Source organism: Sorangium sp. So ce124 (genome assembly GCF_051525235.1).
Lineage (GTDB): Bacteria > Myxococcota_A > Polyangia > Polyangiales > Polyangiaceae > Sorangium > Sorangium atrum.
This window is the reverse complement of the sequence record NZ_CP150312.1, coordinates 10,891,907-10,910,917: the sequence shown is the minus strand read 5'-3', so window position 1 is coordinate 10,910,917 and position 19,011 is coordinate 10,891,907. Positions and strand designations below refer to the sequence as shown.

Sequence of the window (19,011 nt, the reverse complement as noted above, 5' to 3'; positions counted from 1 at the left end):
GAACGCAGCCATGCTCGAAGACTCCATCAAGACCCAGCTCCGCGACGTCCTCGGACGGCTGACCCGTCCCGTCGCGGTCACCGCCTTCGTCGACGACTCGCAGGGGTCGGAGGAGATGCGCGCGCTCCTGCGCGACGTCGCGAGCGCCTCGTCCCTCGTCGAGCTCCACGAGCGGCGCGAGGGCGAAGGGCGAACGCCGTCGTTCGGCATCCACTCCCCTGGCGAGGAGCCGCGCGTGATCTTCGCGGGGCTCCCGCTCGGTCACGAGCTCACCTCGCTGATCCTCGCGCTCCTGCACGTCGGCGGCTATCCGCCGAAGGTGAGCGCAGAGGCGCTCGAGCAGATCGCGCGGCTCGACGGCGAGCTCCGGTTCGAGACCTACTTCTCTCAATCGTGCCAGAACTGCCCCGACGTCGTGCAGGCGCTGAACCTGATGGCGGCCAAGAACCCGAGGGTTCGCCACGTCGCCGTCGATGGCGCCCTCTTCCGGGGCGAGGTCGAGCAGCGGAAGATCATGGCCGTGCCGACCGTCTTCCTGAACGGCGAGCCCTTCGGCCAGGGTCGGATGGAGCTCGCGCAGATCCTCGCCAAGCTCGACGACGGCTCCTCCGTGAAGAGGCGCGTCGAGGCGCTCGACCAGCGCAAGCCGTTCGACATGCTCATCGTCGGCGGCGGGCCCGCCGGCGCTTCGGCGGCCATCTACGCTGCGCGCAAGGGCCTCGACACAGGCATCGTCGCCGAGCGCTTCGGCGGGCAGGTGATGGACACCCTCGCCATCGAGAACCTCATCTCGGTCGTGGAGACCGACGGGCCCAAGCTCGCGGCGGCGCTCGAGCAGCACGTGCGCGCGTACCCCGTCGAGCTCATCAAGCACGAGCGCGTCGAGTCGATCACGCCCGGCTCGCCGTTCGAGCTGCGCCTGGCGAGCGGCGCCACGCTCCGCGCGAAGAGCGTCGTCCTGGCGACGGGCGCCCGGTGGCGCGACATGAACGTCCCCGGCGAGGCCGAGTACCGGACCAAGGGCGTGACGTACTGCCCGCACTGCGACGGACCGCTGTTCAAGGGAAAGCGGGTCGCCGTCATCGGCGGCGGCAACTCCGGCGTCGAGGCGGCGATCGATCTCGCGGGCGTGGTCGGCCACGTCACCCTGCTCGAGATCGCCCCCGCCCTCCGCGCCGACGCGGTCCTCGTTCGCAAGCTCAAGAGCATGCCCAACGTCGAGATCGTCACCCGCGCGCGCACGACCGAGGTGGTGGGCGACGGGCAGAGGGTCGTCGGGCTCCGCTGGGCGCACACAGAGACGAAGGAGCAGAACCAGATCGAGGTCGAGGGCGTGTTCGTGCAGATCGGCCTCCTCCCCAACACAGGGTTCATCAAGGGGACGGTGGAGCTCAACGGCCTCGGCGAGGTCGTCGTCAACGACCGCGGGCAGACGTCGGTGCCCGGCCTCTTCGCCGCCGGCGACATGACGACCACGCCGTTCAAGCAGATCGTCGTCGCCCTCGGCGACGGCGCGAAGGCCGCCCTCGGGGCCTTCGAGCACCTCATCCGCGCCACCGCGCCGGCCGCCTCCGCGCCCTCCGGGTGAGCTCGCTCGATGGTCCGCGATCGCGAGCTCAGCAGCTCAGCCACGCCTCGGACCGGAGCCGCTCGACAAGGAAATCGACGAACGCGCGCACCCTGGCCGCCGCCCGCCGGCCCTCCAGATGGACGACATGGATGGGGACCGGCGGGGGCTCGTGCGCGGCGAGCACGATCGAGAGGCGCCCGGCGCGCACCTCCGGGCCGATCTGATACGAGAGCACCCGCGCGAACCCCCGCCCGGCCACGGCCGCCGCGATGGCGACATCGGCGGTGTTGACGAGGAGCTGCGATGTCGGAAAGACACTCTCGACCCGTGAGCCCGACCCGAACGACCACTCCTCGGGTGAGCCCGTCGGCGAGAAGCCGATCGTGTCGAGCCGCGCCAGATCGGCCGGCGCCCTGGGCTCACCCCGCGCGGCCAGGCACCCCGGCGACGCGCAGACCACCCGCCGCACCGAGCCGACGCGGATCGCGCTGAGCGACGAGTCCGGGAGATGGGCTATCCGGACGGCGACGTCGAGCCCCTCATCGAGCATGTCGACGATGCGGTCGACGAGCAGCGTCCGCGCCGACACGCGCGGATGGAGCGCCAGGAAGTCGAAGAGGGCCGGCGCGACGAACATTCGCCCGAACAGGACGGGCGCCGTCACGCCGATCTGCCCTCGCAACGCGGTATGGGACCCGGCCGCGGACGCCTCGGCCTCCTCGATCTCGCCGAGGATCCGCTTGCAGTCCGCGAGGTACCGGGCGCCCGCCTCGGTCAGGCGGACGACGCGCGTCGTGCGGTGCAGGAGCCGCGTGCCGATGCGCTCCTCGAGCGCAGCGATGGCCCGCGTCACCGCCGGCGGCGACATGGACAGCCGCCGCGCGGCCGGCGCGAAGCCCTCCTCCTCGGCGACGGCCACGAACACGCGCATGGAGTCGAGGCGGTCCATCGGATTATTCCATTTTCTGAAATGGTCCCTTGTCAAGGACGACCATTACCCTTGGCCACGGGAATGGGCATCCTGGCTCGGCGAGCGCGGGAGGCCCACGCGGGCTGTTCCGCTCCCCGCTGACATCCACAGCCGAAAGGACCCCTCGATGCCCCTCCCTGCCAGCCCCATCCGCCTCTACCGCTATGCGCTCTCCGGACACGCGCACCGCGTGGAGCTGTTCCTGTCGCTGCTGCGCCTGCCGTTCGAGAAGGTCGACGTCGATCTGAAGGGCGGCGCGCACAAGTCGCCCGAGTTCCTGAGCAAGAACGCGTTCGGTCAGGTGCCCGTGATCGAGGACGGCGACGTGACGCTGGCCGACAGCAACGCGATCCTCGTGTACCTGGCCACGCGGTACGACCCGTCGGGGCGCTGGCTCCCGCGCGATCCGGTGGCGGCGGCGCACGTGCAGCGGTGGCTCTCCGTGGCCGCCGGGCAGCTCGTGGCGGGGCCCGCGGCGGCGCGCGCCGCGAGCGTGTTCGGCCGCAAGCTGGACGTCGAGCAGGCCAAGGGGATCGCCGCGCAGCTCTTCGCGGTGATCGACCAGCACCTCGCGAGCCAGCGCTTCCTGGCCGGCGACGAGCCGACCCTCGCGGACATCGCGCTCTACACGTACACGGCGCACGCGCCCGAGGGCGGCGTGTCGCTGGATCCGTACGGGAACCTGCGCGCGTGGCTCGCCCGCGTGGAGGCGCTGCCCGGCTTCGTGCCGATGAAGAAGGCGCTGTCGTGACCTCCCTGCCCGGGTGGACAAGGGAGGGCTCGCCCTATCACCCGGGCGAGATGGCCATGCAGGCGCGGGCCGGGGCGCGCGAGCGCGCCGAGAAGGCCGGGCGCCGGATCATCCGGGACTTCATGCCCGACCAGCACCGCGAGCTGTTCGCGCAGCTGCCGTTCCTGCTCGTCGGGGCCCTCGACGCAGGGCGCCGGCCGTGGGCGTCGATCATCGTGGGGCAGCCGGGGTTCATGTCGTCCCCGGATCCGCGGACGCTCGCGGTGGAGGCTCGCCCGGGAGCCGGCGATCCGCTCGGCCCGCACCTCATGGCCGGCGCGCCCGTCGGCCTCCTCGGCATCCAGCTGGAGAGCCGCCGCCGCAACCGGATGAACGGGACGATCAGCGCGGCCGACGAGCAAGGCTTCGTGGTCGAGGTCGGGCAGAGCTTCGGCAACTGCGCGCAGTACATCCAGGCGCGAGCGCCCGAGCTCGTGAGGGCGCCGGAGGCGGCCGCCGCGCCCCCGGCGCTGGCGGAAGGGCCGGCGCTTTCCGCCGGCGCGGCGGCGCTGATCCGCCGCGCGGACACGTTCTTCATCGCGACCGCGGCGCCGGCCGCGCGGGGAGGCGACGCGATCGAGGGCGCCGACGTGTCCCACCGGGGCGGCAAGCCGGGCTTCGTGCGCGTGACCGAGGAGGACGGCCACACCGTCCTGACCTCGCCGGATTTCACCGGGAACTCCATGTTCAACACGTTCGGCAACCTGGCGATGAACCCGCGCGCCGGGGTGCTCTTCGTCGACTTCGCCTCCGGCGGGGTGCTGTCGCTGACCGGTGAGGCCGAGGTGCTCTGGGACGGGCCGGAGCTCTCGGCCTTCGCCGGCGCCCAGCGGCTCCTGCGGTTCCACGTGGCCGAGGGCGTCTGGCGGGAGGGCGCGCTGCCGCTGCGCTGGTCGGCGCCGGTGCCCGCGCCGCAGCTCGCGGCGACGGGCTCGTGGGAGGACGTGGAGCGCAGGTGACGCCGCGCCGTGGGCCGCGGGGGCCCGTCCAGGGGAGTTTTGCCCCATCGGGGCGATCCGGGGCGGGACCGGGCGGGCCGGCGTGCGGACGCGCACCTTGAGAACGCGTACGCGTCCTGCATCCTAGCCGGCGACCCCATGCGGCTCGCCAGCAAGCTCACCTTGGCCCTCGTCCTCGTCATGTGCGCGGCGCTGGGCCTGTACGGTTACCTCTCCGTCCGGCGCGAGCGGGCGCTCTTCGAGGCGGACATGCGGCGCGACGAGCACCTCATCGGCATCGCGCTCCGCGCGGCGGTTGTCGAGACGTGGCGCCGGGACGGGATGGGCCAGGCGCTCCAGCTGCTCGACGAGATGAGCGAGCGCGAGGATGGCGTGCGCTTCCGCTGGGTGTGGCTCGACGCGCCGGCCGGGGATCGCTTCGCGCCCGCGCTGCCCGCCGCCGAGATCGCGGAGCTCTCGCACGGCACCGAGGTCTTCCGGCTCGAGCGCGAGGGCGACAAGAGCGGGCGCTTCTACACGTACGCGCCTGTCGCGGTGGAGCCCGGGCGCGCCGGCGCCATCGAGATCTCCGAGTCGCTCGAGGAAGAAGAGACGTACGTCCAGGCGAGCGTGGTCAACACCGTGGTCACCATCGTCGCCCTCGCGGCGCTGAGCGGGCTCCTGGCGATGACCTTCGGGCAGGTCCTCGTCGGGCGCCCGACGCGGCGGCTCGTCGACAAGGCGCGGCGGATCGGCGAGGGCGACCTCGGCGGACCGCTGCTCCTGCCGCAGCGCGACGAGCTCGGGCGGATCGCCCACGAGATCAACGCGATGTGCGAGCACCTGGCCGAGGCGCGCGAGCGCGCGGCCCGCGAGACGACCGCGCGCATCGCCGCGCTGGAGCAGCTCCGGCACGCGGATCGGCTGACCACCGTGGGCAAGCTGGCGTCGGGGCTCGCGCACGAGCTCGGCACGCCGCTCAACGTGGTGGGCGGCCGCGCCAAGATGATCGCGCGCGGCCTGCCGCAGGAGGAGGCGGCGGAGAGCGCGCGCATCATCGCCGAGCAGGCGGACCGGATGACGAAGATCATCCGGCAGCTGCTGGACTTCGCGCGCCGCCGGGTGGCGCAGAAGGCGCCGGCCGATCTCGCGCACATCGCGCGGCAGACGCTGGCGCTCCTGGAGCCCCTCGCCCGGAGGCGGAGCGTGACGCTCCGCCTCGACGAGGCGGCCGGCGGGGCGGCGCACGCCGAGGTGGACTCGGGGCAGATGCAGCAGGTGCTCACGAACCTCATCATGAACGGCATGCAGTCGATGAAGCGGGGCGGCGAGCTCACCGTGCGGGTGGAGCGCGCCGAGGCGCGCCCGCCGGCCGACCACGGCGGCGCCCCGGGCGAGCACGTCGCCGTCCGGGTGACCGACGGCGGCGAGGGGGTCGCGCCGGAGAACATCCCCCGCATCTTCGAGCCGTTCTTCACCACGAAGGACGTCGGCGAGGGCACGGGCCTCGGGCTGAGCGTGTCCTACGGGATCGTGCGCGAGCACGGCGGCTGGATCGAGGTGGAGAGCGAGCTCGGCAAGGGCTCGACGTTCACTGTGTACCTCGCGCCGAGCGGGCAGGATGGCGCAGGATGACGCGCGCCCGGCGGCCGCGGGCCGAGGGCGAGGGCGCGCTCGCCGGGGCGGCCGCCGCGCCGCGGCTGGCCGCGCCGCGGCTGGCCGCGGGCGATGCGCTGTACTACGCGAGCTATCGAGGAGAGGTGGCGGGCGAGCCATCGAGGTGAGGATGGGCAGGCGAGCGCTGATCATCGACGACGACGAGGCGATGTGCGCGTGGCTCTCGGCGGACCTGCGGTCGCGCGGCGTCGAGGCGACGACCCGGACCTCACCGGCGGAGGCGCTCGCGCTGCTCGAGGCGGACGACGGCTTCGACGTCATCCTGACCGATCTGAACATGCGCGGGATGGACGGGATCGCGGTCTGCGGCCGGGCGGCCGAGATCCGGCCGGACGTGCCGGTGGTTGTGATCACCGCGTTCGGCAGCATCGAGACCGCGGTGCAGGCGATCCGCGCGGGCGCGTACGACTACGTGACCAAGCCGGTCGACATCGAGGCGCTGGCGCTGGCGCTGGAGCGGGCGATCGCGCATCACGCGCTCAAGGCCGAGGTACGGCGGCTGCGCCGCGCCGTGGCGGGGCCCGGCGGGTTCCCGGACCTCATCGGCCGGAGCGCGGCGATGCGGGGCGTGCAGGACCTGATCGAGCGCATCGCCGACGCGGACGCGACGGTGCTCATCACCGGCGAGAGCGGGACGGGCAAGGAGGTCGTCGCGAAGGCGCTGCACGCGCGGAGCCGCCGCAAGGAGGGGCCGTTCGTGGCGATCAACTGCGCGGCGGTGCCGGAGTCGCTGATCGAGAGCGAGCTCTTCGGGCACGTGCGGGGGGCGTTCACCGACGCGCGCGCGGCGCGCTCCGGGCTGTTCGTCGAGGCGAACGGGGGGACGCTGCTGCTCGACGAGATCGGGGAGCTGCCGCTCGCGGTGCAGCCGAAGCTGCTCCGCGCCCTCCAGGAGCGCCGGGTGCGCCCGGTGGGCGGGAACGCGGAGGTGCCGTTCGACGCGCGCATCGTGGCCGCGACGAACCGCGACCTGGACGAGGCCGTCGAGGCGCGCCGCTTCCGGGAGGACCTGTACTACCGGATCAACGTGCTCCACGTGGAGCTGCCTCCCGTGCGCGCGCGGGGCAGCGACGTGCTGCTGCTCGCCCAGCGCTTCATCGAGGATTTCGCCACGCGCTGGGGCAAGGAGGTGGTCGGCCTGTCGCCGGCCGCCGCCGAGCGGCTGCTCGCCTACACGTGGCCGGGCAACGTGCGGGAGATCCAGAACGCCATGGAGCGGGCGGTGGCGCTCACGGGGTACCCGGAGATCACGGTGGAGGACCTGCCGGCGAAGATCCGGGAGCACCGGCCGTCGCACGTGCTCGTGGCGGGGGACGACCCGTCCGAGCTGGTGCCGCTCGAGGAGGTGGAGCGGCGCTACATCCTGCGGGTGCTCGAGGCGGCGGGCGGGAACAAGACGCTGGCGGCGAGAATCCTGGGGCTGGACCGGAAGACGCTGCACCGGAAGCTGGAGCGGTGGGAGCCGGGCGCCGAGGGGGCGAAGGGGAGCTGAGGCCGCGGAGGCGATCCCGGGAATCGCCGATCCCCTCATCCGATCCGCCGGCGCGAGAGCAAAATGTACCTGCCGGGCGGCAAGCGGGGTAGCTGAGACATTCCATGGATCCATCTCAGGCGAACAACGCGCGAGAGGGACGAGGCGCAGGCCGGCCGCAAGGCCTGCTGGTCGTGGGCATCGGCGCGTCGGCCGGCGGGCTGGAGGCGCTCGAGCAGTTCTTCTCTCACGTGCCCGAGAACAGCGGGCTCGCGTACGTGGTGATCCAGCACCTCGCCCCGCAGCACGCCAGCATGCTGGCGGAGCTCCTGGGGCGGCAGACCACGATGCGAGTCGTCGAGGCGAGCGACGGCACGGCCCCGCAGCCGGATCACGTCTACGTCATCGCGCCCGGCACGAAACTCGCGCTCTCCGGCGGCGTGTTCCAGGTGAGGGCCATGGACGCCGAGCGGTGGGAGCAGATTGACGCCTTCCTGCGAACCCTCGCGGAGGACCGGGGCGAATGCGCGATCGGCGTCATTCTCTCGGGCTCCGGCGGAGACGGCACCGATGGCCTTCGCGCGATCCAAGAGCACCGCGGGTTCACCCTCGCCCAGACGCCGGAGACCGCGAAGTACGACAGCATGCCGAAGGCCGCCATCGAGGCGCGCGTCGTCGACGAGATCCTGCCCGCCGAGGCGATGCCGGCGAAGGTGATCGAGCGCGCGCAGCAGGTGCTCGCGGGGCTTGGCCGGGTCGCGGCGCCGCCCTCGGTCCCGCGCCCTCCAGCCGCGGAGATGCCTTCGGACGAGGAGCTCGTGGCCTCGCTGGATCGGGTCTACGAGATCCTCCGGCGCGCGACGGGCCATGATTTCAGCCAGTACAAGCATGGCACGGTGATCCGGCGCATTCGGCGCCGCCTCCTGCTGCGCAGCTCGCCTTCGCTCTCCGAATACCTCGGCTTCCTCGGCGCGGACGCGCAGGAGCCAGAGCTCCTGGCGAAGGATCTGCTCATCGGGGTTACCCAGTTCTTCCGCGACCCGGAGGCATTCGAGCACCTCGGGCTGCACGTCCTTCCGCGGATCCTCGCGTCGGGGAGCGCGGACCGCCAGGTGCGGATCTGGGTGCCCGGCTGCGCTTCTGGCGAGGAGGCCTACTCCATCGGCATCCTCATGCGCGAGCGCCTCGCCGAGATGAGCCTCGCGCGGCCCGTCCAGATCTTCGCCACCGACATCGACGCCGACGCCATCGCCGAGGCGCGCCAGGGGCGCTACCCGGCCGACATCGCGGACCACGTGTCGCGGGAGCGGCTCGCGCGCTTCTTCACGCAGGACGGGTCCTCCTATCAGGTCGCGAGGGAGGTGCGGGAGATGTGCATCTTCTCCGAGCACAGCCTGATCCGCGATCCGCCCTTCCTCGCGCTCGACCTGATCTCGTGCCGCAACGTGCTCATCTACCTGGACGCGGCGCTGCAGAAGAAGCTCATCCCGGTCTTCAGCTACGCCCTCGATCCGGGCGGCTACCTCTTCCTGGGCCCCGCGGAGGGCCTCGCCGGTCACGCCGAGCTCTTCGAGACGGTCGACAAGCGCTTTCGCATCTTCAAGCGCTCCGAGTCCACGGTCCGGCCGCTCGTCGAGTTCCCGCTCGCGAGCCGGGCAGCGCCTCGCGCCGCGCCGCCCCTGCCGCAGGCCACGTTGCCCCAGCCTGTCCACGAGCAGGCGATCAACGCCGCCTTCGAGCGGCTCATCCTGCAGGAGTACAGCCCGCCGAGCGCGGTCGTGAACGCGGAGGGCGAGGTCCTCTGCGTGGCGGGGCTCACCGGCCGGTACCTGCAGCCCCCGGCTGGGATCCTGAGCACGAACATCCTCGAGATCGCGCACGCCAGCCTGCGCATCGAGCTGCGCATGGCGCTCCGCGCCGCGGTGCGCACCGGCAGGAGGGTGGTCCGGAACGACGTACCGATCGAGGTGGAGGGCTCGATGCGGCGGCTGCGGCTCACGGTGCGGCCGCTGCCGGGCATCAAGCAGGACGGCCTGTTCGCGGTGGTCCTGGAGGAGCGGGCGGGCGGGCTGGCGGAGGTGGCGGAGCCGGGCGAGCCGCTAGCGCCCGGCGCCGAGCGCGACTCGGCGGTGGAGCAGCTCGAGAGCGAGCTGCGCACCACGCGCGCCAGCCTGCGCGCCACGATCGAGGAGCTGGAGTCCGCCAACGAGGAGCTGAAGTCCTCGAACGAGGAGCTGCTCTCCACCAACGAGGAGATGCAGTCGGCCAACGAGGAGCTGCAGAGCTCGCAGGAAGAGCTGAAGAGCGTCAACGAGGAGCTGGCGACGGTCAACAACGAGCTCAGCCGCAAGGTGGATGAGCTCGGGCGGGCGAACAACGACCTCTCGAACCTGTTCAGCAGCACGGACGTCGCCACGCTCTTCCTCGACCAAGAGCAGCGCGTCGTCCGGTTCACGCCCGCAGGGAAGGCGCTGTTCCGGCTCATCGACGCCGACGCCGGCCGGCCGATCTCCGACCTCGCGCCCCGCGTCGCGGGCCAGGATCTCGCTGCCGACGTGAGCCAGGTCCTCCGCACGTTGCGCCCGATCGAGCGGCAGGTCGAGACGATCGAGCGGCAGGCCTGGTACCTGCTGCGCGTCCTGCCGTACCGCACCATCGAGGACGCCATCGCCGGCGCGGTCGTGACGTTGACCGACATCACCCAGATCAAGCAAGCAGAGGCGGAGCGCGAGCGGCTCTTCGAGGAGCTCCGCAAGGCGCAGGAGCAGCTCAGCGCCGAGCTCCACGACACGAGCCGGCTCCTGAAGATCGGCTCGCTGTTCCTGCAAGAAGAGAACCTGTCGCTGGTCCTCGGCGAGATCCTCGACGCGGCGATCGCCGTCTCCGGCGCCGACTTCGGCAACATGCAGCTCCTGGATCACGCGTCGGGCGAGCTGGTGATCGGCGCCCACCGCGGATTACCCGCGTTCTGGGTGGAGTTCTGGGACCACGTGGTCGAGGGCCAAGGGGCGTGCGGGACGGCGCTGGAGCAGAAGGGGCGGGTGATCGTCGAGGACGTCGAGGCGAGCCCCATCTTCGCGGGCACTCCCGCCCTCGACGTGCACCGCAAGGCCGGGGTGCGAGCGGTCCAATCCACGCCCCTCATGAGCCGAGCGGGCGAGCCGCTCGGGATGCTCTCGACCCATTACCGGGCGCCGACGAGGCCGAGCGATCGCGCGCTCCGGCTGCTGGACCTCATCGCTCGCCAGGCCGCCGACATCCTGGAGCGGGCGCGCGCCGAGGAGGCGCTGCGGCAGAGCGAGGAGCGGTTCCGTGTGCTGGCGGAGGCCAGCTCGGAGGTGCTCTATCGGCTGAGCGCGGACTGGAGCGAGATGCGGCAGCTCCGCAGCCGGGGCTTCCTCGCCGATACGCGAGCGGCGAGCCGCAGGTGGCTCCAGGACTACATTCCTCCCGACGAACAGCCGCGCATGCGGGCGGCGATCGGCGAGGCCGTCCGGCACAAGAGCGTCTTCGAGCTCGAGCACCGGGTCCTGCGCGCCGACGGCGCGCAGGGCTGGGTGTTCTCGCGCGCGGTCCCGCTCAAGGATGCGAGCGGCGAGATCGTCGAATGGTTCGGGGCCGCGAGCGACGTCACCGAGCGCAAGCGCGCCGGTCTCGCGCTGGAGGAGGCGAACGCGCGCCTGATCGAGGCCGACCGGCGCAAGAACGAGTTCCTCGGGATGCTGTCGCACGAGCTCCGCAACCCCCTCTCGGCCATCCTCGGCGGCCTCTACGTCCTCGATCGCGCCGAGCCCGGGTCGGAGCAGGCGCGCCGGGCGCACGCGGTGATCGAGCGCCAGGTCGGGCACCTGACGCGCCTCATCGAGGATGTGCTCGACGTCACGCGCATCACCCGCGGCAAGGTCCAGCTGCAGCGCGAGGTCCTCGACCTGAACGCGCTCACGCAGCGCACGGTCGACGATCACCGCTCGGCCTTCGCCCAGGCCGGGGTCGCGCTCGAGCTGAGCGCCGCGCCGGCGCCGGTGTGGGTGAACGGCGACCGGACGCGGCTCGCGCAGGTGCTCGGGAACCTGCTCCAGAACGCGGCCAAGTTCACGCCACGCTCCGGGAAGACGACCGTGTCCGTCGGGGGCGACGGGCAGGCGATCGTCCGCGTGGAGGACACGGGCGCGGGGATCGCGCCGGAGGTGATGCCGCGGGTGTTCGAGCCCTTCACGCAGGCCGACACGACGCTCGACCGCAGCAAAGGCGGCCTCGGTCTCGGCCTCGCCGTCGTCAAGGGTCTGATCGAGATGCACGGCGGCTCGGTCGACGCGGCGAGCGGCGGCCCCGGCCAGGGCGCGGCGTTCAAGCTCACGCTGCCCCTCGAACCCGGAGGCCCGAGCGAGAAGCCCCCGGCTGCCGGAGCGGCGTGCGCTTCGCGCCGCGTGTTGATCATCGAGGACAACGTCGACTCGGCGGACATGCTCGCCACGACGCTCCAGCTCAGCGGACATGTCGTGGAGGTCGCCCGCACGGGGCGCCTGGGCGTCGAGAAGGCGAGCGCCTTCAAGCCCCAGGTGGTGCTCTGCGACATCGGCTTGCCCGACATGAACGGCTACGAGGTGGCGCGCACCCTGCGCGCCGACCCCGTGCTCGGCCGTGTCATGCTGGTCGCCCTCAGCGGCTACGCAGCAGCCGAGGACGTGGCCATGGCCAGAGCGGCCGGCTTCGACGCCCACCTGGCGAAGCCGGCCGGCATCGAGGCGCTGGAAGGCGTGCTGGGACGAGTCCGTCCGGAGGGGTCCGTCGCGAAGGGCGGCTGAGGCGCGGAGGAATACCCCGGGCGGGGAACGATGCCCCACCCCGGATGGGCCGACGCGGGGGTCGCCGCCGGCCCGCTGCAACCCGCCCGTCCGCCGCACGTCCGCCGCAACCTGGGTCGGCGGCTGCTGCCTCAACCCCCGCTGCCCTCCGCTGCCCTCAACCTCGGTCGGTTCCGGCCACCTCAACCCGGGTCGGTTCCGGCCACCTCAACCCGGGTCGGTTCCGGCCACCCCAACCCGGGTCGGTTCCGGCCACCTCAACCTCGGTCGGTTCCGGCCACCTCAACCTCGGTCGGTTCCGGACGGCCGCCGGCCGACGGCACGCGGCCTGCAATACAGACCGCTCACCAAGGAGAGAGCCCGATGCCCCACGACTCGATGCGCGGTCTTGCCTCGATCCTGAATACGCCCCCTGAGCCGGTGCCGCGCGTCCACCCCGGCGCGACCCGCATCCGCGTGCTGCTCGCCGAGGACGACAGGGAGTTGCGGCTGCTCCTCGCCACCGCCCTCCGCCGCGACGGCTACGAGGTCCTGGAGGCGCACGACGCCAAGCACCTCCTCGAGCTGATGGGCGAAGCGCTCGTCTCCGGGAACGGCGCCCCGGTCGATGTCGTGGTGAGCGACATCCGGATGCCAGGCGCGAGCGGACTCGATCTGCTGGCCGGGCTCCGCCGCGACGACTGGACCACGCCGGTGGTCCTCATCACCGCGTTCGGCGACCCGGAGACGCACGCGGAAGCCTACCGCCTGGGCGCCGACGCGGTGCTCGACAAGCCGCTCGACGTGGACGACCTGCGGCTCGTGGTCCAGACCCTCGTCTCGATGCGCGGCTGACGCCGGCACGCTCCTGGGGAGCATCCTCGCTGTCACAGCCCTCACGAGACGGCGCGTGGGTGGAAGCATGTCGACGAGCAACTGGCCTCCACACAACGCTTGTCCGGAGCGCGCCAGTTGACCGGTTGATAGGCCTTCAACATCGTCGTAGAGCAGATTCGTGCAATCGTGACTCGCCGCCCGTGGATAGGCTCGATCGCCTGGCGTGGACCATGTTAAACGTCTTATCGAACGGTCCACGAGCGCGCAATGAGGTGCTCCTCGGCCTCGGCGCCCCTGGTCTGGTACGAGGCGAAGAGGCCTTGTCTGTTCTTTCTTGGGCTCGCCCACGAGCCGCACCTTTTCACCCCGCCTCGACGGGCAGCCGGCGCGGCTCCCCCGCGCGCTGCGCCTTCAATCGCGCCCGCCGCATCTTGTGCCACGCGAGGATCCCCGCGTCCGCGCGCACGAAGCGGCACGCGTCGAGATCCGCGTCGCGCGGCTCCGACGACGCGAGCATCCGCTCGTCGCCCGGCTGGATCAGCAAGAACTCCGCCCGCAACCCGAGCCACGCGAGCAACCGCCCGATCACCGGGATCGGCACGTAGTACCGCCCCACGATCGCCGTCCGCTCCGCGTCGATCGGCGCGCACCCCGCCATGCCCACCACGCGCTTCCCGAACGACAGGCGCAGCACGCCCGGAAAGCGCACCTCCACCTCGAACCTCCACCCCCGACGGCCATTCCAGGGCTCCCCGTCGTCGTGGCGCAGCACCGCCTCGACGTGGATGACGTCGCCCTCCACGCGGACCTCGCAAGGGTCGAGCATCGCGCCGACGCCGGGGAACCAGGGGCGGTGCGCGAACGGCAGGTGGTGGAGGTCGAGCATGCCCTCCATCGCGCGCGCGAACGGCACGTCCCAGTCCATCGACGCCGTGTGGGCGTGCCGCTCGTCCGGCGGCAGGCCGTCGAACCAGGGCACCGGCGGCAGCTCGGCCGGCCGCTCGCCCCAGAAGAGCCACACGAAGCCCCGGTGCTCCCGCGCCTCGTACCGGGTCAGCGCGAGCGCATCCCCCGCGCCGCGCGCGCTCGCGCCGCGTCCCTCGCACGGGATCGCGACGCAGCGCCCGTCCGAGGCGAACCGGAAGCCGTGGTACGGGCACTCGATCGCCCCGTCCACGACCCGCCCCAGTCCGAGGTCCGCGCCGCGGTGCGGGCAGCGCGCCCGCGCCGCGACCAGGGCGCCGCGCTCGTCCCGGAACAGCACGAGCCGCGTCCCGAAGCGCTCGACGGTGACCGGCCGCTTGCCCACGCAAGCCGCGTCCGCGATGATGTACCAGGCGCCCTCGACGAATGCGCCGCGCCCTTCCTCGATGCCGTGCTTTCGCATGATGCTCCTCCGATCGCCCGGAAGCCTGGGGCCGGCCCGGCCGAGAGGCAGTGACAGCGCGCGCCACAAGGGCTGACATGCGGCGCCAGGCCCCGCGGGCGCCCGTGCCGACGATCTGGGCCCGCACCGCCGCGCAGCTCGCGGATTATGCGGCGGAGCGCGGGGCGGATCGGCGGGCGCTGCTCGAGGCCGCGGGGCTCGCCGGCGCCGCGCTCGCCGATCCGGACGCCCGCGTGCCGCTCGAGGAGTTCTACGCGCTCATCGAGGCGGCCGTGGCGGCCGCCGCCGATCCGCACCTCGGCCTCGACTTCGCGGCGCGCTTCGAGCCGGAGCACTTCGACGCGCTCGGCTTCCTCGCCATGAGCAGCCCGACCCTGGGCGAGTCGTTCCGCCGGATGCTCCGCTACCAGCAGATCTGGAACGACGGCGAGCGCTACACGCTGGAGATCCGCGGGCGCCGCGCGCACCTCGGGTTCGTGCCCTTCGGGCCCGACCGGCCGGCCCACGGTCAGCTCGCGGAGATGTTCGCGTTCGACGCGCTCGTGAACGCCGGGCGCATGTGCGGCGCGCCGCTCCAGGCGCTCGCGGTGCGCTTTCGCCACGCGCCAGCGGGTGATCCGGAGGAGAAGGCGCGGCGGCTCGGCGCGCCGGTGCTGTTCGGGGCGCCTGCGACCGAGCTGGTCCTGCCGGTGGAGGAGCTCGACCGTCCGCTGCCGCACGCGAACGAGGCGCTCGCCGCGTTCCTCGAGCGCCACATGAGCGTCGCTGCGGCGCGCCTGCCGGGCGGGGCGCCGCCCGCGCTGTCCGACCGCGTGCGCGCGCTCCTCGGCGAGCGGCTGCGCGAGGGGGCCGACCTGGACGCGCTCGCGGCGCGCCTGCGGATGAGCCCTCGCACGCTCCAGCGCCGCCTCGGCGACGAGGGGACGTCGGTCCACGCCCTGCTCGACGAGGTCCGGCGCGGCCGCGCCGCGGCGCTCCTCGACGCGGACATGGCGATCGGCGAGGTAGCGTATCTGCTCGGCTATTCCGAGCCGAGCGCGTTCCACCGGGCGTTCCGGCGGTGGACCGGCGTGACGCCGGAGGCGTTCCGCGCCCGGACCAGGGGCGCAGCGCCGCGGTGAGCGGCCTGCGCCAGCGGCTGGCCTGACGGGTTCCTTCACGCGCGCCCCGCCGCGGCCTGCGCCGCTGCCGGGCCTGCGCTCACGGGCCCTGCGCTCAGGGGCCCGGGGGGGCGATCTCCAGCTTCGCCATCACGCTGCCGCTGCCCGTGATGCCCGCCTGGATGTTCTCGACCGCCTGCGTGATCGCATTGGTGGCCGGGATGAGGCACGCCCCCGCCTTCACGCTGCCGGTGGCCGCGCCCTCGAGGTGGCCGCCCGACTCGACCACCGCCTTGGCGCTGGCGAGGAGCAGCTCGCCGCGCGCGTGCGCGACGACGAGGAGCCGCGGCAGGTTCGCCCTGAGCGTCGCGATCGCCGCCTCGGCGTCCGCCCCACCCTCGATGTTGACCGCGGGCTCCCTGCAGCTGGCCTTCGCGCTCGCGCTCGCCTCGCAGGAGCCGCTGCACTCCGCGGACCCCTGGCACTCGGCGCTCGGCGGCTTGAGCTCGGCCCTGCACTTCGGCGCCTTGAACTGGACGTCGCACGAGCCCGAGCAATCGGCGTTGCACTGCACCGCTGCGTCGGCCGCGAACGCGCACGAGCCACGGCACTCGCCCGTGCAGGTGCCCTGGCACTCGCCGCGGCAGTCGCCGCCGGCGGTCGTCGCGGAGCACTCGCCGTCGCACGTGCCCTCGCACGTCCCCTGGCACGAGCCCTCGCAATGGACCGCCAGGTTGGCCGAGCCCTCGCACGAGCCGGTGCACTTCCCCTCGCACCGCCCCGAGAGCTGGCCAGGATCGCAGCGCGCGACGATCTCCGCCGGGGTCAGCTGGCACTCCACGTTGGCGCTGCACCTCGCCTCGCAGTTCGCCTGTACGCTCGCGTCGACCGTGCAGCTCGGCGGCTGGAAGGTGATCGACAGGCCGGCCGTCGCGTCCCCGAGCGCGTCGACGGCGAGCTCACACCATTGCACCGCTCGTTCGTTCGGCTTCGTCGCCGTGATCGTCGCCACATCCGCGCCGAGGTCCAGCGCGATCGCCTGACAGGCGCTCGTCACGTCCGCCACGATGGCGCCCGCGGCGCCCGTGAAGTCCGACACGGACTGCATGAAGGCACCATAATTGAGCTCTGCCTCGCCCTCGAGACCCCATTCCACCGTGGCGAGATCGGCGCCCGGCGTGAAGTCGCGACAGCAGACGTCATTCTGCAGCTCCGAGACCTTGTCACACCCCATCGCCGGGACGACGGAGAGCGCCGCCAGCGCCAGCGGGAATGCCGCGATTCGCCACGTCACACGGATATTCATCGGGAAACTCCTTGGTTCTTTGTCGGGCGTGCCGCTGGTGCCGAATTGCCACGGAGAGCGGTGAAACCCCGTGAGGGAGCACGCTCGCCGCCGAGCTCGGACCGCGGCCGCCTCCGAAGCAGGGCGACAATAGCTCATAGATCGACCCGCATGACAAGGCCCATGCTGCGGAATTGTTGCTCGTCTCGACGTCACCCTAGGGCGAAGCCCGTCAGCACGGGAGCCAACGACGACGAGATCTGTTGATGTCCATGTCGACGGCAGAGGTGGGAAGAACGCCCGGACGCGGCCGTCCAGGGACGGCTGCGGGCGCGCCATGACACGGCACGTCGTGGGTACAAGCAGCCTTCATCGAATCGCCGTTGCAGAGCTCGGCCGAGCCGTAGGACAATGGCCCCGTGATGACGCTCGGCCCACAGCTTCCCCGGTTCATGCAGCTCTCTCTCATGCTCGCCCTGACGGTCGGTTGCGGCGCCTCGTCCGACGACGACGCGGGCCCGACGAGCGGCCAGGCCGCCGGCGAGCCGCCGAGGATGATCGGGATGACGGCGGCCCACAACGCCGCGCGCGCCGCGGTCGACCCGCCCGCCGAACAGGGGGTGCCCCCTCTCTCGTGGTCGCCCGAGATCGCCGCGGTGGCTCAGGCCTATGCCGCCCGGTGCACGTTCGGCCATAGCGCGAGCAACTATGGAGAGAACATCTTCGCGTCGACCGGCTCGTCCCCCACACCGGAGGACGTCGTCGCCTCGTGGGTCGACGAGGCGGCCAACTACGATCTTGCGAGCAACGCCTGCAGCTCCACCTGCGGGCATTACACTCAGGTGGTATGGGCCGATTCCCTGCGCCTCGGCTGCGGGGTCGCCGATTGCACGACCGGCTCGCCGTTCGGCAGCGGCACCTGGCAGATCTGGGTGTGCAACTACGATCCTCCCGGCAATTTCGCCGGAGAGCGCCCCTACTGAGCCGGCGCGCCGTCCTCGTCTCCTCCCCGCCCCTCGCCGGCTCTGGTATCGCAGCGGCGATGGACTTCGGGTGGACCCCTTCCCAGCGTGCCGTCCACGACCGCATGCGCGCCCTCGGCGCCGAGGCCGACGCCGCGGCGCCGGACGATCGCATGCGCGTCCTCGCCCGGGGCGGCGCCCTCGGCCTGCCGATCGCCCGCGATCTCGGCGGCGAGGGCCTCGACCTCGTCACGACGGCGCTCGCCTACGAGGGCCTCGGCGCGACCCTGCGCGACGGCGGCGTCCTGCTCGCCGCGGGGGCGCACCTCTTCGGCGTGGCGCTCCTGCTCGCGCGGGTGGGCACCCCCGCGCAGCAGCGCGCGTGGCTGCCGCGCATGGCGAGCGGCGCGTGCATGGCGACGGTCGCCGCGACCGAGGCCGGCGCCGGCTCGGACGTCGCGTCGGTGCAGGCCAGGGCCGACCGCACGGACGCCGGCTACCGGCTCACCGGCGACAAGCGGTACGTGACCTGGGCCGACCGGGCCGACGTGTACCTCGCAATCGCGCGCGACGGCGGCGGCCGCGACGGAGGGGCCCCGGCGCGCGGCCTCACCGCGCTGCTCGTCCCCCGCGCCGCGGGCGAGGGCGCCGCGCGCGTCCTCCCCGGCGCGCCGCTCGCGACCGCGGGCCTCCGGGGCGCGCGGCTCGCGCCCGTCTCGTTCACCGGCTGCGAGGTCGGCCACGACGCGCTCCTCGGCCGCGCCGGCGCCGGCCTCGCCGTCTTCCAGATCGCGATGACCTTCGAGCGCGCGCTCATCCTCGCCTTCCGCCTCGGCGCCATGGAGCGCGCCCTCGGCGAGGCCGTCCGCTTCGCCCGCGAGCGCGAGATCGGCGGCCAGGCGATCGCGCGCCACCAGGCCGTCGCGCACCGCCTCGCGCAGATGAAGCTGCGGCTGGAGACCTCGCGGCTGCTCATCTACCGCGCCGCGTGGGCGCTGGATCAGGGCGAGCGCGGCCAGGCCGAGGCCGCGCTCGCGAAGTGGCACACGGCGGACTCGGCCGTGGCGTCCGCGCTCGACGATCTCCGGCTCCGCGGCGGCGCTGGCTACCTCGAGGACAGCGGCCTCCCCTCCGCCATCGACGACGCCCTGGGCGGCAGCATCCATTCGGGGACGTCCGACGTGCTCGCCACGATCGTCGCGCGGTGGCTGGGCGTCTAGCCGCTCGCCCGCGCTTCACC

The 19,011-nt window shown here is 72.7% G+C and carries 14 protein-coding genes; 11 read left to right on the top strand and 3 right to left on the bottom strand.

What is annotated here, in order from left to right; all coding sequences use genetic code 11:
* The first annotated feature begins 10 nt into the window (after nt 1–10).
* On the top strand, nt 11–1,588 hold the full coding sequence (gene ahpF / locus WMF19_RS40940; RefSeq protein WP_437895338.1) for an alkyl hydroperoxide reductase subunit F: 1,578 nt from the start codon (nt 11–13) through the stop codon (nt 1,586–1,588).
* Between the two features lie 28 nt (nt 1,589–1,616).
* On the opposite strand, the gene WMF19_RS40935 is transcribed toward ahpF, so the two are convergent.
* Nucleotides 1,617–2,519: a LysR family transcriptional regulator gene (locus tag WMF19_RS40935; RefSeq protein ID WP_437324800.1), complete on the bottom strand. Its 903-nt coding sequence runs from the start codon at nt 2,517–2,519 to the stop codon at nt 1,617–1,619.
* Nucleotides 2,520–2,667: 148 nt separating this feature from the next.
* Here WMF19_RS40935 and WMF19_RS40930 point away from each other — a divergent pair, with 148 nt between their 5' ends.
* The 7 genes from WMF19_RS40930 (at nt 2,668) to WMF19_RS40900 (ending at nt 13,055) form a co-directional block, all read left to right on the top strand.
* Nucleotides 2,668–3,291 (top strand): glutathione S-transferase family protein, encoded by a 624-nt coding sequence (locus tag WMF19_RS40930; protein ID WP_437895337.1) that lies wholly within the window; start codon nt 2,668–2,670, stop codon nt 3,289–3,291.
* Nucleotides 3,288–4,289 carry a flavin-nucleotide-binding protein gene (locus tag WMF19_RS40925; protein WP_437895336.1) on the top strand — a complete coding sequence of 334 codons (1,002 nt, stop codon included), beginning with the start codon at nt 3,288–3,290 and terminating at the stop codon, nt 4,287–4,289. Before WMF19_RS40930 ends, WMF19_RS40925 begins: the two co-directional genes overlap by 4 nt.
* A gap of 138 nt (nt 4,290–4,427) precedes the next feature.
* The gene (locus WMF19_RS40920) at nt 4,428–5,903 is read left to right on the top strand and encodes a sensor histidine kinase (RefSeq protein ID WP_437895335.1); all 1,476 of its coding nucleotides are present in this window, start codon (nt 4,428–4,430) and stop codon (nt 5,901–5,903) included.
* Complete coding sequence (locus tag WMF19_RS40915) at nt 5,900–6,052, top strand: hypothetical protein (RefSeq protein ID WP_437895334.1); 153 nt, start codon at nt 5,900–5,902, stop codon at nt 6,050–6,052. The genes WMF19_RS40920 and WMF19_RS40915 overlap by 4 nt, the downstream gene beginning before the upstream one ends.
* Before the next feature lie 2 nt (nt 6,053–6,054).
* Complete coding sequence (locus tag WMF19_RS40910; RefSeq protein ID WP_437324804.1) at nt 6,055–7,437, top strand: sigma-54-dependent transcriptional regulator; 1,383 nt, start codon at nt 6,055–6,057, stop codon at nt 7,435–7,437.
* Nucleotides 7,438–7,541: 104 nt separating this feature from the next.
* Nucleotides 7,542–12,221, top strand: a complete 4,680-nt coding sequence (locus WMF19_RS40905) for a chemotaxis protein CheB (protein ID WP_437895333.1) — start codon at nt 7,542–7,544, stop codon at nt 12,219–12,221.
* Nucleotides 12,222–12,584: 363 nt separating this feature from the next.
* On the top strand, nt 12,585–13,055 hold the full coding sequence (locus tag WMF19_RS40900; protein WP_437324805.1) for a response regulator: 471 nt from the start codon (nt 12,585–12,587) through the stop codon (nt 13,053–13,055).
* A gap of 343 nt (nt 13,056–13,398) precedes the next feature.
* Here the strand turns inward: WMF19_RS40900 and WMF19_RS40895 are convergent, their stop codons facing one another.
* A complete protein-coding gene (locus WMF19_RS40895) occupies nt 13,399–14,424 on the bottom strand; it encodes a Rieske 2Fe-2S domain-containing protein (RefSeq protein ID WP_437895332.1) in 1,026 nt (341 codons plus the stop codon).
* A gap of 77 nt (nt 14,425–14,501) precedes the next feature.
* On the opposite strand from WMF19_RS40895, the gene WMF19_RS40890 reads away from it, so the two are divergent.
* Nucleotides 14,502–15,545 carry an AraC family transcriptional regulator gene (locus tag WMF19_RS40890; protein ID WP_437895331.1) on the top strand — a complete coding sequence of 348 codons (1,044 nt, stop codon included), beginning with the start codon at nt 14,502–14,504 and terminating at the stop codon, nt 15,543–15,545.
* Nucleotides 15,546–15,639: 94 nt separating this feature from the next.
* Here WMF19_RS40890 and WMF19_RS40885 read toward each other — a convergent pair whose 3' ends face one another.
* Entirely contained in the window at nt 15,640–16,830 is a 1,191-nt protein-coding gene (locus tag WMF19_RS40885) for a hypothetical protein (protein WP_437895330.1), read from the bottom strand.
* 431 nt (nt 16,831–17,261) lie between these two features.
* Here WMF19_RS40885 and WMF19_RS40880 point away from each other — a divergent pair, with 431 nt between their 5' ends.
* Both WMF19_RS40880 and WMF19_RS40875 read left to right on the top strand, forming a co-directional pair.
* Entirely contained in the window at nt 17,262–17,792 is a 531-nt protein-coding gene (locus WMF19_RS40880; RefSeq protein ID WP_437895329.1) for a CAP domain-containing protein, read from the top strand.
* A 59-nt stretch (nt 17,793–17,851) separates the two neighbouring features.
* The gene (locus WMF19_RS40875) at nt 17,852–18,991 is read left to right on the top strand and encodes an acyl-CoA dehydrogenase family protein (RefSeq protein ID WP_437895328.1); all 1,140 of its coding nucleotides are present in this window, start codon (nt 17,852–17,854) and stop codon (nt 18,989–18,991) included.
* Nucleotides 18,992–19,011 lie beyond the last annotated feature (20 nt).

Excerpts from the sequence above, each read along its gene's own strand:
- ahpF (WP_437895338.1), top strand. The coding sequence starts at position 11 with ATGCTCGAAGACTCCATCAAGACCCAGCTCCGCGACGTCCTCGGACGG.
- WMF19_RS40935 (WP_437324800.1), bottom strand. The coding sequence starts at position 2,519 with ATGGACCGCCTCGACTCCATGCGCGTGTTCGTGGCCGTCGCCGAGGAG.
- WMF19_RS40930 (WP_437895337.1), top strand. The coding sequence starts at position 2,668 with ATGCCCCTCCCTGCCAGCCCCATCCGCCTCTACCGCTATGCGCTCTCC.
- WMF19_RS40920 (WP_437895335.1), top strand. The coding sequence starts at position 4,428 with ATGCGGCTCGCCAGCAAGCTCACCTTGGCCCTCGTCCTCGTCATGTGC.
- WMF19_RS40915 (WP_437895334.1), top strand. The coding sequence starts at position 5,900 with ATGACGCGCGCCCGGCGGCCGCGGGCCGAGGGCGAGGGCGCGCTCGCC.
- WMF19_RS40910 (WP_437324804.1), top strand. The coding sequence starts at position 6,055 with ATGGGCAGGCGAGCGCTGATCATCGACGACGACGAGGCGATGTGCGCG.
- WMF19_RS40905 (WP_437895333.1), top strand. The coding sequence starts at position 7,542 with ATGGATCCATCTCAGGCGAACAACGCGCGAGAGGGACGAGGCGCAGGC.
- WMF19_RS40900 (WP_437324805.1), top strand. The coding sequence starts at position 12,585 with ATGCCCCACGACTCGATGCGCGGTCTTGCCTCGATCCTGAATACGCCC.
- WMF19_RS40895 (WP_437895332.1), bottom strand. The coding sequence starts at position 14,424 with ATGCGAAAGCACGGCATCGAGGAAGGGCGCGGCGCATTCGTCGAGGGC.
- WMF19_RS40890 (WP_437895331.1), top strand. The coding sequence starts at position 14,502 with ATGCGGCGCCAGGCCCCGCGGGCGCCCGTGCCGACGATCTGGGCCCGC.
- WMF19_RS40885 (WP_437895330.1), bottom strand. The coding sequence starts at position 16,830 with ATGAATATCCGTGTGACGTGGCGAATCGCGGCATTCCCGCTGGCGCTG.
- WMF19_RS40880 (WP_437895329.1), top strand. The coding sequence starts at position 17,262 with ATGCAGCTCTCTCTCATGCTCGCCCTGACGGTCGGTTGCGGCGCCTCG.
- WMF19_RS40875 (WP_437895328.1), top strand. The coding sequence starts at position 17,852 with ATGGACTTCGGGTGGACCCCTTCCCAGCGTGCCGTCCACGACCGCATG.